15 protein-coding genes are annotated in these 13741 nt (G+C 72.6%); 7 read left to right on the plus strand and 8 right to left on the minus strand.

Translation table 11 applies throughout. The annotated features are described in order from the left end of the window. Nucleotides 1-45: 45 nt before the first annotated feature. The gene (locus AB0C03_RS23990; RefSeq protein ID WP_030336643.1) at nucleotides 46-900 is read left to right on the plus strand and encodes a DMT family transporter; all 855 of its coding nucleotides are present in this window, start codon (nucleotides 46-48) and stop codon (nucleotides 898-900) included. A 66-nt stretch (nucleotides 901-966) separates the two neighbouring features. On the opposite strand, the gene AB0C03_RS23995 is transcribed toward AB0C03_RS23990, so the two are convergent. Further along, on the minus strand, nucleotides 967-2166 hold the full coding sequence (locus tag AB0C03_RS23995) for a glycosyltransferase (RefSeq protein ID WP_030336641.1): 1200 nt from the start codon (nucleotides 2164-2166) through the stop codon (nucleotides 967-969). A 224-nt stretch (nucleotides 2167-2390) separates the two neighbouring features. Between AB0C03_RS23995 and AB0C03_RS24000 the strand changes: the two genes are divergently transcribed. From AB0C03_RS24000 to AB0C03_RS24010, 3 genes are all read left to right on the plus strand, one after another. Next, complete coding sequence (locus tag AB0C03_RS24000; protein WP_036412353.1) at nucleotides 2391-3389, plus strand: SDR family oxidoreductase; 999 nt, start codon at nucleotides 2391-2393, stop codon at nucleotides 3387-3389. Then, nucleotides 3389-4210 carry an ATP-binding protein gene (locus tag AB0C03_RS24005; protein WP_357638902.1) on the plus strand — a complete coding sequence of 274 codons (822 nt, stop codon included), beginning with the start codon at nucleotides 3389-3391 and terminating at the stop codon, nucleotides 4208-4210. Before AB0C03_RS24000 ends, AB0C03_RS24005 begins: the two co-directional genes overlap by 1 nt. A 136-nt stretch (nucleotides 4211-4346) precedes the next feature. Further along, complete coding sequence (locus tag AB0C03_RS24010; RefSeq protein ID WP_030336635.1) at nucleotides 4347-4919, plus strand: DUF5709 domain-containing protein; 573 nt, start codon at nucleotides 4347-4349, stop codon at nucleotides 4917-4919. Between the two features lie 43 nt (nucleotides 4920-4962). Here AB0C03_RS24010 and AB0C03_RS24015 read toward each other — a convergent pair whose 3' ends face one another. Both AB0C03_RS24015 and macS read right to left on the minus strand, forming a co-directional pair. Continuing rightward, complete coding sequence (locus AB0C03_RS24015) at nucleotides 4963-5610, minus strand: response regulator (RefSeq protein ID WP_030336633.1); 648 nt, start codon at nucleotides 5608-5610, stop codon at nucleotides 4963-4965. A 14-nt stretch (nucleotides 5611-5624) separates the two neighbouring features. Further along, nucleotides 5625-6758, minus strand: coding sequence for a MacS family sensor histidine kinase (macS, locus tag AB0C03_RS24020; RefSeq protein ID WP_357638904.1), 1134 nt, complete (start codon nucleotides 6756-6758; stop codon nucleotides 5625-5627). A 119-nt stretch (nucleotides 6759-6877) separates the two neighbouring features. On the opposite strand from macS, the gene AB0C03_RS24025 reads away from it, so the two are divergent. Continuing rightward, nucleotides 6878-7333: an ATP-binding protein gene (locus tag AB0C03_RS24025; protein ID WP_210859980.1), complete on the plus strand. Its 456-nt coding sequence runs from the start codon at nucleotides 6878-6880 to the stop codon at nucleotides 7331-7333. A 140-nt stretch (nucleotides 7334-7473) separates the two neighbouring features. On the opposite strand, the gene AB0C03_RS24030 is transcribed toward AB0C03_RS24025, so the two are convergent. Further along, nucleotides 7474-8412, minus strand: a complete 939-nt coding sequence (locus AB0C03_RS24030; RefSeq protein ID WP_030336628.1) for a ribose-phosphate diphosphokinase — start codon at nucleotides 8410-8412, stop codon at nucleotides 7474-7476. 101 nt (nucleotides 8413-8513) lie between these two features. Between AB0C03_RS24030 and glpK the strand changes: the two genes are divergently transcribed. Further along, the gene (gene glpK, locus AB0C03_RS24035) at nucleotides 8514-9998 is read left to right on the plus strand and encodes a glycerol kinase GlpK (protein WP_210866763.1); all 1485 of its coding nucleotides are present in this window, start codon (nucleotides 8514-8516) and stop codon (nucleotides 9996-9998) included. A gap of 2 nt (nucleotides 9999-10000) precedes the next feature. On the opposite strand, the gene AB0C03_RS24040 is transcribed toward glpK, so the two are convergent. The 3 genes from AB0C03_RS24040 to AB0C03_RS24050 all read right to left on the minus strand — a co-directional run bounded on the left by AB0C03_RS24040 (nucleotide 10001) and on the right by AB0C03_RS24050 (nucleotide 11902). Next, nucleotides 10001-10165 (minus strand): DUF397 domain-containing protein, encoded by a 165-nt coding sequence (locus AB0C03_RS24040; protein ID WP_357638907.1) that lies wholly within the window; start codon nucleotides 10163-10165, stop codon nucleotides 10001-10003. A 26-nt stretch (nucleotides 10166-10191) separates the two neighbouring features. Beyond that, complete coding sequence (locus AB0C03_RS24045) at nucleotides 10192-10974, minus strand: helix-turn-helix domain-containing protein (RefSeq protein ID WP_210859989.1); 783 nt, start codon at nucleotides 10972-10974, stop codon at nucleotides 10192-10194. Between the two features lie 94 nt (nucleotides 10975-11068). After that, nucleotides 11069-11902, minus strand: a complete 834-nt coding sequence (locus AB0C03_RS24050) for a phosphoribosylaminoimidazolesuccinocarboxamide synthase (protein WP_357638909.1) — start codon at nucleotides 11900-11902, stop codon at nucleotides 11069-11071. A 138-nt stretch (nucleotides 11903-12040) separates the two neighbouring features. Between AB0C03_RS24050 and AB0C03_RS24055 the strand changes: the two genes are divergently transcribed. Further along, a complete protein-coding gene (locus AB0C03_RS24055) occupies nucleotides 12041-13360 on the plus strand; it encodes an ABC transporter substrate-binding protein (protein ID WP_030336619.1) in 1320 nt (439 codons plus the stop codon). A 57-nt stretch (nucleotides 13361-13417) separates the two neighbouring features. Here the strand turns inward: AB0C03_RS24055 and AB0C03_RS24060 are convergent, their stop codons facing one another. Beyond that, nucleotides 13418-13666, minus strand: a complete 249-nt coding sequence (locus AB0C03_RS24060; RefSeq protein ID WP_030336617.1) for a hypothetical protein — start codon at nucleotides 13664-13666, stop codon at nucleotides 13418-13420. Nucleotides 13667-13741 lie beyond the last annotated feature (75 nt).

A 13741-nucleotide genomic window follows, 5' to 3' on the forward strand; every position in this document is an offset into this window, starting at 1 on the left:
TATCCTCGCCAGGTGGTCTCCTCCGGCTGGTGCTTCCTCGCGGCGATGATCGTCGCGTACGGCTTCGCCAACCTGCTCCAGTCGGTGGCGGCGGCCCGCACCACTGTCCACCACACCTTCGATCCGGGTCTGCTGCTGCGCCTCGCCGGGCATCGGACGTACCTGGTCGGCCTGGGCTGCCAGATCGGCGGCTTCGTGCTCGCCTTCCTGGCCCGACGGGACCTGCCGCTGTTCCTCGTGCAGGCCAGCGTGGCCGCCGGGCTCGGGGTGACCGCCATCCTCGGGGTGCTGGTGTTGAAGTGGCGGCTGCCGGCGGCGGAGGTGGTGCTGCTGGCGTTGCTCTTCGCGGGGATCACCGCGCTGGTGCTGTCCGCCCGGCCGGCACCGTCGAAGCAGCTCGGCACCGCCGGTTCGATAGCCCTGCTGGTGGCGCTCGGGGTGATCGCGGTGCTCGGTGTCTTCGCCGTACGGCTGCACGGGGCACCGGGTTCGGTGGCCCTCGGCTCCCTGGCCGGGCTGGCGTTCAGCTCGGCAGCTGTCGCCGCCCGGCCTCTGGCGTCCGCGCCGTCCGCCGAGGCGTTCCTCGTCAACCCGTTGTTCTACCTGCTGATCGTCCACTCGATCGTCGGTCAGCTGCTGCTCGGTCTGGCCATGCAGCGTGGCTCGACGACCGCCGCTGTCGCCGCGATGGACGCCGCCGGGGCGGTGCCGGCCGCGATCGTCGGCCTGCTGCTGCTCAACGACAAGATCTGGCCGGGGCGGGAGTGGCTGGCCGCGGCCGGCTTCCTGGTCACCCTGGCCGCGGTGATCGGCCTGACCCGGTACGCCGAACCGCAGCAGCACCGTTCGGTGGCTCCCCGGCGGGACCCCGCCATGGTGGGTGCCGGCCGGACCGGCTGACCGGCCGCCGCTGGCCCGGCCGGGCGGGCCGACACCGCGCCCGCGGGTGTCGCGGCACCGCCCCGCTCAGGCCTCGACCGGCTTGCGCCGGCTCACCACCCGCTCGTAGAGACGCTCCAACGCACCGGCGGTCCGCTCCCAGGTGTAGCTGCTGCGCACCCGGTCCACCGCGGCGTGTCCGTACGCGAACCGGCCGGCGTTGTCGGCGAGCAGCCGACGCAGCGACACGCCGAGCGCGCGTACGTCACCGGGAGGCACCAGGCGGCCGGTGACCTCGTCGACGACGGCGTCCGCCAGGCCGCCCATCGCGTAGCCGATCACCGGCACCCCGCAGGCCATCGCCTCCAGCGAGACCCGCCCGGCCGAGGAGTAGTGCGGCGTGCAGGCGACCACGTCCGCCGACCGGTACCAGGTGGCCATCTGGTCGTGCGGCACCGCCCCGACGAGCCGCACCTGGTCGACGACGCCGATCTGTTCGGCCAGCTCGCGCAGCCGGCGCGCCTCCGCGTGGTTGGCCAACTGGTCGGCCGGCGGCCCACCGGCGATCACCAACTCGGCGTCGCCGACCAGCCGCATCGCCCGGATCAGGTCCTCCTGGCCGTGCCCGGCGGCGAGCGAGCCCACCGAGAGGATGCGGGGCCGCTGTTCGCGCGGCGCGGCCTCGCCGTCGGGATGGAACAGGTCGATGTCGACGCCGGCCGGCACCAACGCGACCGAGCTGCGTTGCAGACCCATCCGGGTCAGCTCGTCGACCTCGTCGTTGGACTGGGCCACGGCGATGTCGACGGCCCGGGTCAGCGCGCGTTCCAGCGTGATCCGCTGCCCCGGCCCGTCGTAGTGACCGCCCAGGTGACGCAGCTGCTCGACGCCGAGCGAGTGGAACGTCTGCACCACCGGGATGTCGGTCTCCCGAACGGCGTGTGCGGCGGCCAGGCCGCCGACCCAGTAGTGCCCGTGCACCACCTCGGGCCGCCAGGCACCGGACCACTCGTCGGCCAGCCAACGGCCGACCTCCGTCACGTACGGGATCAGCTCGGCGGTGGGTAGTGCGGTGGGCGGGCCGGCCGGCACGTGGTGCACCTGGTAGCCGTCGACGTTCATCGTCGCCGGCAGCGCCGGGTCGTCCCGGCGGACGTAGAGCCGGACGTCATGGCCCCGCTCGGTCAGTTCCGCGGCGACCCTGGCGATGTGCTGTCGAGTGCCGACCGGTGGGCCGTCGGCGTGGCGGTATGAGCTGGCGTGCGCGCAGACGAGGCCGACGCGCATGGGTCACCTCCCTGCGATCTTTCCTCGGCGGTGGTCCTCCCGGTCAGAGCGTCCCATTAACCCCGCGACGCTGAGTCGAAACCTGGCAGATCAGGAAGAGTCCGCCCGACTGCCACCGACACTTGCGCCACAGCAAGCACAGGTGACACCCGACCGCACGATTCGATGGTGATCGACAACCTGTCGCTGGTGTGACCAGGTCCGGCCGGGGGTACCGCTCAGGAATGCCGCTGACCCGCAGTCTCGACGATTCGACCGTGGTGATCACCGGCGCGTCCAGCGGGATCGGCACGGCGACCGCCTACGCACTGGCCCGCCGGGGTGCCGCCGTCGTGCTGGCCGCCCGCAGTGAGCCGGCCCTGCGACAGGTCGCGCAGCGCTGCCGGGAGCTGGGCGGTCAGGCGCTCGTCGTACCGACCGACGTGACCGAGTTGGAGTCGGTGCGGCGGCTGGCCGAACAGGCGGTGGCCGAGTTCGGTCGGATCGACGCCTGGGTGAACAACGCCGCGGTCAGCGCGGTGGGTCTGTTCGACGAGATCCCGGTCGCCGAGTTCCGCCGGGTGCTGGAGGTCAACCTGCTCGGGGCGGTGCACGGCATCAAGGCGGCCCTGCCCTACCTCGGCGCCGCCGGTGGCGGTGTGCTGGTCAACAACGCCTCGGTGCTGGCCGAGGTGGCCATGCCGTACCAGTCTGCGTACAACGCCACCAAGCACGGCATCCGGGGGTTGGCCGACACCGTCCGTCAGGAGCTGCGGGTCACCGGCCGGGGGCACATCTCCGTCTGCACCGTGCTGCCGGCCACCATCGACACCCCGTTCTTCCGGCACACCGGCAATCACAGCGGCCGGGAGCTGGTGCCGCCGCCTCCGATCTACCCGCCGGAGGTGGTCGCCGAGACCATCGTCCGGCTGCTGCGCCGGCCGCGCCGCGAGGCGTACGCCGGTGGCGCGGCCCGGTTGATCGGCCTGCAGTGGCGGCTGGCGCCCGCGCTGGTGGAGCGCACCCTCGGCTGGTACGCGCACCGAACCCAGTTCGGGCCGGGCGCCCGCGTGGACAGCAGCGGCAACGTGTTCCACGCCGACGCTCAGGCGCGCCAGGACGGCGGCTGGCACGGTCGACGCCGGCAATTGGTGCGGATGACCGCCGCGTTCGGTCTGGCCGCCGCCGGCACCGCCGTCGGCACCCTGGCGGCCATCAACCGCCGCTCCCGGTCGGACCGCTGATGGCGGACGTCGAGCGTCAGAATGCGCCGACCGTCACCGGCGCGCACAATGGGGCGATCATGGCGAGCTGTCTCGTGGAAGTCGACGAGTCGTCGGCGGTGGTCCGGTTGACCGGTGTGCTCGACGCCGCCGGAGCCGAGGCGGTACGCGGCGCCCTGCTCACCCGCCTCGCGGACCGGCCCGGCCCCGTGGTGGCGGACGTGACCGGTCTGCGGTTCGTCGAGCCGGCCGGTCGGGGCATCTTCGCCGACATTCGCCGTGAGGTCGCCGACTGGCCCGCCGCGGATCTGCTGCTGTGTGACCCGACGGCCGCCGGGCCCACCCAACCGGACTCCGCAGCCGCCGGGCCCGCCCACTCGGACTCGGCGCTCGACGGCGTGCCGGCCTGGCCGACGCTCGACGGCGCGCTGGCCGCCATCGCGACGACACCACTGGCGGCGGTGCTCACCGCCGAACTCGCCCCGGCGGTGGGAGCCGCCCGGCAGGCCCGCGATCTGGTCAACACCGGTTGCGAGCGCTGGGGCATGCCGACGCTCGCCGACCCGGCGTGCATCGCCATCACCGAGATGGTCAACAACGTGGTGGCCCATGCCCAGACCCCGATGACGGTTCGGCTGGCACCCCAGGAGACCACCCTGCACCTGGCGGTTCGCGACCACTCCCCGCGCCGGCCGACGTTCGCCGGGATCTCCCCGCCGTCCCGGGCCGGCGGCCGGGGCCTGCTGCTGATCGACACGGTGACCCGTCGCTGGGGCAGCAGCGCCGTAGGGGACGGCAAGGTCGTCTGGTGTGTGCTGCACCCGGACGACGAGGCCCTCTGACCAAGCTGATCGCGGCGCACCTCGCCGGCCGGTACGCGCTGCCGGCCCCGGGCTTTCGCCGTCGACGCCCGGTTCGGTGCCGTTTCGCCGAAGGGTCACCCGGTTACGGCGGGAGGGCAGCGGGTAGTGATCAGACATGCGCGACAACGAGTACCCGACCCCCGTGTCCGACACCGAGGCGCAAGGGCTGCCCGACACCGCCGATGACGACTCGACCGCCAACGACGACGTCTTCACCGGGCGCGAGGCGGACGGCCCCGACCCGGCCCAGCTGCCCGGCGACCGGACGCCGGTGGCGGTGGACCGGTTCGGAACGACAGCTGAGGAGCAGCTCGACGGTGAGTCGTTGGACTACAAGCTCGACCGTGAGGTCTACGAACGCCCGGCGGACGATCCGCTGGCCGGCACGATCGACCCGAAGATCGCCTTCGAGGCGGACAATCTGGAAGCCGCGGCGGAGGCCCAGCTGGACGCCGACGTGATGGATCCCGGGCCCACCTCGGACCCGAACTCGCCGGTCTCGCTGTACGACCACGGTCAGCTCGGCACGGTGGCCGACGCCACTGTGGGCCGGCTGGTGGAACCGGACGAGGGGTCGCACACCGACCAGGAGACCGACTCGGTGGCGTACGACGCCGGATCGGCCGGCGGCGGGGCGACCGCCGAGGAGTTGGCCATCCACGAGACGGAGCCACCGCGCTCGGTCTGACGTCCGCTCGATCTGACGTCCGCTCGATCTGACGTCCGTCCGCTCAGTCGTCCAGGCCGCGTTCGATGGCGTACCGGGTCAGCTCGACCCGGTTGTGCAGTTGCAGCTTGCCCAGGGTGTTCTGCACGTGGTTCTGCACGGTGCGGTGCGACAGGCCGAGCCGCTGGGCGATCTGCTTGTACGACATCCCCTTCGCCACCAGCCGCAGCACCTCCGTCTCCCGTTCGGTGAGCTGGGGCGTCGCGGGTTCGGCAGCGCCGGCGCTCCCCCGCCCCGGTCCGGCGGCCAGCCGGCGGTACTCGCCGAGCACCAGTCCGGCCAGGCCGGGGGTGAACACCGCCTCGCCGGCCGCGGTGCGGTGGACCGCCTCCAGGAACTCGGCGGGCGCTGTCGACTTCACCAGGTAACCGGTGGCACCGGCCTTGACCGCGTCCAGCACGCTCTGCTGCTCGCCGCTGGCGCTGAGCATCAGCACCCGTACGGCGGGCAGCGCCGTGCGCAACCCCAGGATCACCTCGACGCCGGAGATGTCCGGCAGTTGCAGGTCGAGGACGACGACGTCGGGCCGGGCGGCGGCGGCCACCCGAACGGCCTGTCGCCCCTCCCCGCTGGTCGCCACCACCAGGAAGCCGGCCTCGGTCAGGTCGCGGGCCACCCCCTCCCGCCACATCGGATGGTCGTCCACCACCATGACCCGGATCTGGTTCACCGCGCCGACCTCGGCACGCTCAGCTCGATCTCGGTGCCCGCCTCGGGTGCGGACACGATCCGCACCGTCCCGCCCAGGTCGGTCACCCGGCCCCGGATCGACTGGGTCACCCCGAGCCGCCCCTGGGCGGCCGCCTCGGCCAGCCGGCCGTCCGGGATGCCCGGCCCCTCGTCACGGATCGACACGGTCACCGTCTCCCCCTCGTCCTCGATCAGCACCCAGGCCCGCCCACCGGCGTGCCGTCCCACGTTGTCCAGTGCCGCACCGGTTGCCGCCGCCAACTCGCCGGCCACCTGTCGGGGCAGCGGCACCGGCGTGGCCGGGGCGGAGAGCGCCACCGTCGCCGAGGCGTACCGGCCGAGCAGGGTCCGCAGGTCCACCGCCTCGCCCCCCTCCGGGAGGTTCGCGGCGGTCGGGCTGGCACCGGTGATCAGCGCGCGCAGTGCGGCCTCCTGCTCACCGGCCAGCCGGGCCAGCTCGCCGGCCTCCCCGGGCAGGTCGGCGCCGCGCCGCTGGACCAGCGCCAGCACCTGCAGAACCGAGTCGTGAATGCCCCGGGCCAGCCGTTCCCGCTCCCGCGTGGCGGCCTCCAGCTCCACGGCGCGTTGCAGCCGCTCCTCGGCGCTCGCCGCCAGCCGGGCCACGTGCCCGACCACCACTCCGGCGAGCAGCATCAGGATCACCCCGGTGAACGAGGACTGACCGATCCGCTCCCGGGTGGCCAGGTCCGCTCCGGCGACGATCAGCGCGGCGACAGTGCCCCGCCGCCGGCCGCCGGAGACGGCCCAGGCCAGCACCGGGCCGGCCATCCAGGCCACCCCGAGGGTGGGTACGCCGTGGGTGAGCGCCGTCCGACCGACCACCCACGGGGTGGCCAGCACGATGGCCACCACCACCGCGAGGTCGGCCAGCAGCAGCGGCCAGCGCCGCCAGGCCGGTCGGGCGTACCCGACAGCGGTCGCCCCGGTCCAGGTGATCATCAGCAGGATCAGGGCGCCGACGGCGTACGGGTGGGCGTACCGGTCGGCGTCGCGCACCGCGAGCGCGCAGACGTACGCCAGGGAGGCCAGCCTGAACACGGTGAGGGCACGCCACAGCGGCACCTCGAATCCACCCGGCGGCGACGGCATGGCGGTCAGGATGCCACAACGGTTCGGCCGCCCGGCGATCAGCGAGTGCGGTTCGGGAAACCCTGACGTACGGTGGAAAAGCCGCGAAATACTCCGAGATGCGCCGCCGGGACGGGCCCATGACGAACGCAGATCCGCACGCACCGCGTACGGTTGTGCCCATCGAACCTGCCCTCCTGATCGCCGACGCCTTTGACCAGGCTCAGGTGACCGAGATTCGACACTCGGTCGCCTCCTGCGCGCATGCCTCGGGCCTGCGGGGCCAGCGGCTGGACGACTTCGTGCTCGCGATCAACGAGCTGATCACGAATGCGGTGCGCCACGGCGGCGGGCGCGGCTGGCTGCGCCTCTGGCAGGAGTCGGGTGTGCTGGTCTGCGAGATCGCCGACCACGGGCGCGGGATCAGCCCGCAGCGACTGGGCGACCGCAGTCGGCCGGCCCCGGACACCGCCGGCGGCTGGGGGCTCTGGCTGGCCCGCGAGTTGACCGACGCGATGGAGGTGTCCACCGGCACCGCCGGCACCACAGTCCGCATCACCACCGGCCTACCCACCCAAAATCCCACCCCGCACTAACCCCACCCCACCCCACCCCGCCCCACCCCACCCGCACGCGATCTTGCACTTGCTGTCGCGGCGAATCACCCGAAACCACTCATCCCGGCGACACAAACCGCAAGATCGCGGGGAAGAGCAGGGCGGGGAGACGGGGTGGGTCAGGCGAAGAGGGCGGAGACGGATTCTCCGTTGTGGATTCGGCGCGTCGCCTCGGCCAGGGCGGGGGCCACCGACAGGACCCGCAACTTGGGGACCCGCTTGGCGTCCGGGATGGGCACCGTGTTGGTGCAGACGATCTCCAGGACGCCGTCCTGGTCGCTGAGCCGTTGCAACGCGTCGCCGGAGAAGAGGCCGTGCGTGCAGGCGAGCCGGATCGACCGAACCTTCAGGCCGCGCAGATGCTCCATCAACTCGACCACCGTGCTGCCCTTGGCGATCTCGTCGTCCAGCACGATGACGTCCCGGTCGGTCACGTCACCGATCACCGCGCTGATCTTGACCAGGTCGTCGCTGAACCGCTGCTTCGCCCCGGCCGCCACCGGTGTGCCGAGCAGCCGGGCGAAGGCCGCGGCCTCCTTGGCGTTGCCCAGGTCGGGTGAGACCACCACGGTGTTGCTGAGGTCGTAGCGCCGGAAGTGGGTGGCCAGCTCCCGCAGCGCGTGCAGATGATCCACCGGGACGCTGAAGAAGCCGTGCACCTGCGGCGAGTGCAGGGTCATCGCGAGCACCCGGTCCGCCCCGGCCGAGGTGAGCAGGTCGGCGACGAGCCGGGCGCCGATCGAGATCCGCGGCGCGTCCTTCTTGTCCGAGCGGGCGTACGCGTAGTGCGGCAGCACCACGGTGATCCGACCGGCGGAGGCGCCCCGAGCCGCGTCGATCATCAGCAGCAGCTCGACCAGGTGCTCCTGCACCGGCGGCACCAGCGGCTGGATCAGAAAGACGTCCCGCTCCCGGCAGTTGGCCTGCAACTGGACTTCCAGGCAGTCGTTGGCGAACCGGGAGACCCGCACCGGGTGCAGCGGCACTCCCAGGTGAGCGCAGATCTCGGCAGCCAGGTCGGGATGGGCGGTTCCACTGAAAACTGCGATGTCGCGCACGTTCGCACATCGTAGGGGACGCGGACGGCAGCCGACGGCGGTGGGCCGGAACCCACAGCGACGCCTGTCGCGCCACTCCGCCGTCCGGGTACGGTGCTGCGGTGACCCCCCAGTACGTCGCCGCCATCGACCAGGGCACCACCTCCTCGCGGTGCATCGTCTTCGACCGGGCCGGGGACATCGTCGCCGTGGCCCAGCGCGAGCACCGGCAGGTCTTCCCCCGACCGGGTTGGGTGGAGCACGACGCCGAGGAGATCTGGGACAACGTCCAGCAGGTGGTCGCCGAGGCGCTGCGGGCCGCCGGCACCGACGCGTCCGGGTTGGCCGCCGTCGGCATCACCAACCAGCGGGAGACCACTGTCGTCTGGGACCGGGCCACCGGCCGCCCGGTGGCCAACGCCATCGTCTGGCAGGACACCCGGACCGGGCCGCTGCTGCGCGAGCTCGCTTCGGCGTACGGCGAGGAGCGGTTCCGGACCCGCACCGGCCTGCCGCTGGCCACCTACTTCGCCGGGCCGAAGCTGCGCTGGCTGCTCGACGAGGTCGACGGCCTGCGCGAGCGCGCCGAGCGCGGCGAGGTGCTCTTCGGCACCATGGACAGCTGGCTGATCTGGAAGCTGACCGGCGCGCACGTCACCGACGTGACGAACGCCAGCCGGACCATGCTGATGGACCTCACGACGCTCGACTGGGACCCGGAGCTGCTGGACGCCATGGGCGTGCCGGCGGCGATGCTCCCGGAGATCCGCTCCTCCGCCGAGGTGTACGGCTCGGCGACCGGCGTGCTCGGCGGGGTGCCGGTGGCCAGTGCGCTCGGCGACCAGCAGGCCGCCCTGTTCGGGCAGACCTGCTTCCAGCCGGGCGAGGCGAAGTGCACCTACGGCACCGGCAGTTTCCTGCTGCTCAACACCGGTGCCAGCCCGGTTCCGTCGACCCACGGCCTGCTCACCACCGTCGCCTACCGGATCAAGAACCAACCACCGGCGTACGCCCTGGAAGGTGCCATCGCGGTCACCGGCTCACTGGTGCAGTGGCTGCGGGACAACCTGGGGTTGATCTCCTCGGCGGCCGAGGTGGAGGAGCTGGCCCGCACCGTCGACGACAACGGCGGCTGTTACGTGGTGCCGGCGTTCTCCGGGCTGTTCGCCCCGCACTGGCGCAGCGACGCCCGCGGGGTGATCGCCGGCCTGACCGGCTACATCACCAAGGGGCACCTGGCGCGGGCGGTGCTGGAGGCGTCGGCGTGGCAGACCCGCGAGGTGGTCGACGCGATGAACGCCGACTCGGATGTGGCGCTGCGCCGCCTGAGGGTGGACGGCGGCATGACCGCCAACGGCCTGCTCATGCAGTTCCTGGCGGACGTGCTCGACGTGCCTGTCGTCCGTTCCCGGATCACCGAGACCACCTGCCTGGGTGCGGCGTACGCGGCCGGGTTGGCGGTCGGTTTCTGGCCGGATCTGGCCACCCTGCGGGCGCAGTGGCGTTCCGACGCGCAGTGGGAGCCGGCGATGGCCCCGGAGCTGCGCGATCAGGAGCTGCGCCAGTGGCGCAAGGCCGTGCGGCGCACTCTGGACTGGGTGGACTGACCTCAGCGGCCGGTGCGGACCCGCGCCACGAACGCGCGCCAGGCCGCCGGCGCAAAGGTGAGAACGGCACCGGCGCGGTCGGTGGAGTCGCGGACCAACACCTGACCCGGCAGGTTGTCGGCCACCTCCACGCAGGTGTCGCCGCCGTTACCGCTCCGGGTCGACACGCGCCACCGAGGGGTGGGGGCGGAGTTCACAGCTCGTTCACCAGCTTTCCGATCAGCTCGACGGACACGCCCGCCGGCAGGGCCTCGCCCAGCAGCGTGTCCCACATCGTCCTGATGGTAGCCACGGTGTCGGGCCGGTCGACGATCTGACCGAAGACCCCGTCGACGTAGGCCACCTCGTCGCCGTCAGTCAGGTTGGCCAGCACGAAGCCGCCGGCCAGCCCGGGGTGCGCGCCCACCCCGGCGGGGATCACGTAGAGCCGCACGTGGGGCAGGGTGGCCAGCTCGACCAGCCGTTCCAACTGGGCGAGCTGGACGTCCCGATCGCCGACCACGCGGCGCAGCGCGGTCTCGTCGACGATCGCGGTGAACCGCTTCGGGGCCGGGCCGGTCAGCAGCTCCTGGCGGGCCAGCCGGCCGGCGACCAACTGGGCGACCTGCTCCGGGGTGTGGGTGCCCTGGGCGCTGAGCACCGCGTGCGCGTACGCCTCGGTCTGGAGCAGGCCCGGCACCAGCGACGGTTGAACGGTGCGGAGGGCGACCGCCTCGGCCTCGATCGCCCGCCACGGCGCGAACCAGGCCGGCGACTCCTGCCGGGCCGCCACCGCCAGCAGCTCGGCCAGCAGCCCGCCGGTGTTCAGCGCCGCGTCCGCCGCCTCGGCGAACTGCGGGGTGGGCCGGCGCCGCCCGGTCTCGATAGCCGCGATGGTGGACGGGCTCCACCTGATCAGCTCCGCCAGGGCCTCCTGCGAGACACCCGCACCGGCCCGGGCCGCCTTGAGCGCCCTGATCCACATGTCGCCGTTCATCCGACCGCCCCAGACTCCACGAAGAGTGACGGGTCCATCCTCGACGGTGATGACGGTCAGGTCCAGCAGGTACGGGGAAAGCGCGGTATCCCGGTCAGTCCCAGCGGTTACCGGTGAGCTTCTCGTAGACGTCGACGTAGCGGGCCTGGGTCGCCTCGACCACCTCGGCCGGCACGTCCGGGGCGGGGGGCTGCTTGTCCCAGCCGCTGCCGGTGGCCCAGTCCCGCACGTACTGCTTGTCGTAGGAGAACTGCACCCGCCCCGGCTGGTACGACTCGGCCGGCCAGAACCGCGACGAGTCGGAGGTGAGCAGCTCGTCGGCGAGGACCAGCGTGCCGTCCGGCGCCCAGCCCAGCTCGATCTTGGTGTCGGCGATCAGGATGCCCCGGTCGGCGGCCAGTTCGGCACCGCGCCGGTAGATGTCGAGGGTGATCTGCCGCAGTCGCTCGGCGGTGGCCGCGCCCACCTTGTCCACCACGTCGTCGTACGTGATCGGCTCGTCGTGCTCGCCCGCCGGCGCCTTGCTCGACGGCGTGAAGATCGGCTCAGGCAGGATCGACGCCTCGCCGAGCCCCCGCGGCAGCGGTACGCCGGAGACCGCGCCGGTGCGCTCGTACTCCCGCAGGCCGCCACCGGTCAGGTAACCGCGGGCGACGCACTCGACCGGGACCATGTCCAGCCGCTGGCAGCGGATGGCCCGCCCGGCGAACTCGGCGGGCACGTCGGTGGCCGAGATGACGTGGTTCGGCACCAGGTCGGCGAGCTGCTCGAACCACCAGAGCGAGAGCGCGGTGAGCAGGCGACCCTTGTCCGGAATCGGCGTCGGCAGCGCCACGTCGTAGATCGAGATGCGATCCGAGGCCACCAGGATCAGGTCGTCGCCGTCGGCGTAGACGTCCCGGACCTTGCCCGAGTGCAGAAGTTCCACGCGCCCTAGTACACCACGCGACAGCGGAAGGCCCAGATTCGACCACCCGGCCGAGGGTGACCGGACGGACGTTGACACCTTCGTGCGCTGCCTGCGTGAATGGTCCGACCGCCACCCCCGTAGGTCCAGGAGAGCGCCGTGCCCGTTGTTCGACCCCCGCTCGACCGCCTCGGCGCCGACCCGGGCCGGCGCCGACTGCTCAGCGCGCTGCTCGGTGCGCCTTTGCTCGCGTCCGGCGGGCTGGCGGGTTGCAGCGACGGAGCCGCCACCTCGACCCAGGACGGGCCCGTCGAGCTGTCGGTCTTCTGGTGGGGTGACGCCAACCGGGCCGCGCTCACCGAGAAGGCGCTCCAGCTGTACTCGACCCGCAACCCCCGGGTCACCTTCCGGGTCACCTGGCAGGGCGCCGACGGCTACTACGACAGGTTGGCCACCCAGGCGGGCGGCGGGAACGTACCGGACCTGATCCAGATCGACGACGCCATGCTGACGGAGTACACCCGACGTCAGGTCATCCTCGACCTCACCGACCGGCACCTGGATCTTCGGGGCCTGCCGGAGGGCCTGATCCGCTACGGCACGGTGGAGGGGCGGACGATGGCGGTGGCCGCCGGGCAGACCCACGCCGTCGTGGTGTTCAACCGGGACCTGCTGCGGGAGCTGCAGGTGCCGGAGCCACGGGCCGGGATGTCCTGGGCCGACTACATCTCCTGGGCCACCGAGGTCACCGAGGTCAGCGACCGGCGGGTGGCCGGCACCATGGACGGGTCGGGCGACTACCGGGCGCTCTGGCTCTGGCTGCGGGCGCAGGGTGGCGAGTTCTACCGGGGCAACCAGCTCGGCTTCGGCGCGGACGAGCTGATCGCGTGGTTCGAGCTGTGGCAGCGGGCTCGCCGGGCACGGGCCACGCCGAGCGCGGCGCTGGTCGAGCAGGCCGACAGCGGCGAGCCGGCCCGACAGCTGGTGGTGAGTGGGGCGACCGCCGCGTCCTTCGCCTGGTCGCACCAGCTACCGGAGCTGCAACGACTCACCGAGTCGGAGTTGGGCATCGTCGGCTTCCCCGGCCCGCCGGGCGCCCAGTGGGCACGGGCGTCGATGTACTGGGCGGCGTTCCGGGGCACCCGCCACCCGGACACGGTCGCCGACGTCATCAACTTCTTGACCAACAACGGTGAGGTCGGTGCCGTCCTCGGTCACGAGCGTGGGCTCAACGCCAGTTCCGCCGTGCGCCGCTACGCCGAGGGCAGCATCACCGACGCGGCCCAGCGACGTGCCGCCGCGTTCGGCACCAGCATCGCCGACCTGCTCGGGCCGGCGCCCGCGCCGCCGCCGAAGGGGCACGCCAAGGTGCGCACCCTGCTGGTCACCGCCGCCGAGCGCATCCGGGTCAAGCGCGACGGCACCCGCGAGGCCACCGCCCGCTTCCTGTCCCAGGCCATCGCGGCCCTGGCGGTGTGAACACCGGCGGCCGGTCCCGGGACCGGCCGCCGGTGACCGTCGGGGCCGCCGACCCGGTCAGCGCGGCGGGCCACCCCGGCGGTTGCGCATCAGACGCAGCACCAGGAACACGACGATCGCGACCACCACCAGGCAGCAGAGCAGCGGCAGCACCCCGAACCCGCTGCGGCCACGCCGCCGGGCGGCCTCCACCACGAGTTCGCCGGTGCCCGTGGACGCCCAGGCCGCCACGGGCACGAAGACCGCCAGTACGACCGCACCGAAGACCGCGCTCAGGCGGCCCCACCACTTACCGAATGAAGACATGTGCCCATCCTCGCCGAAGGGCGCAACCTCGGCACGTTGGTCCACGCGGATTTCCCGGGAGCGGAATGTCCGGAA

It is taken from the genome of Micromonospora parva, from assembly GCF_040649675.1.
GTDB classification, from domain to species: Bacteria; Actinomycetota; Actinomycetes; order Mycobacteriales; family Micromonosporaceae; genus Micromonospora; species Micromonospora parva.